This is a genomic window from Salegentibacter maritimus, from assembly GCF_016236975.1.
Taxonomy (GTDB): Bacteria; Bacteroidota; Bacteroidia; order Flavobacteriales; family Flavobacteriaceae; genus Salegentibacter; species Salegentibacter maritimus.
Genome location: NZ_JAEHNY010000058.1, coordinates 1 through 205, shown reverse-complemented (window position 1 = coordinate 205; position 205 = coordinate 1). Strand labels below are relative to the sequence as shown.

The following is a 205-nucleotide window of genomic DNA, read 5'->3' as shown; positions in this document are numbered from 1 at the left end:
TCCCGATATTCACATAATATCCATCGGCATTTGGTACAGCATCCCAGCTAATATTTTCACTGATGCTAACCTCGGTTGCACCGTCTAGCGGACTGCTAATTGTCGTACAATTTGGAATGCTTGGTGTTGTGAAGTTTTCCGTGGTAAAACTTATTTCTGTACATCCCGTAGCACTTCCTACCACATTATAAGGAGTAACCGAAAC

The 205-nt window shown here is 42.4% G+C and carries 1 protein-coding gene; it reads right to left on the bottom strand.

The features are described from left to right. Window positions 1–205 (bottom strand): hypothetical protein (locus I6U50_RS15865; RefSeq protein ID WP_198639569.1); only part of this gene is annotated, 205 nt, incomplete at both ends.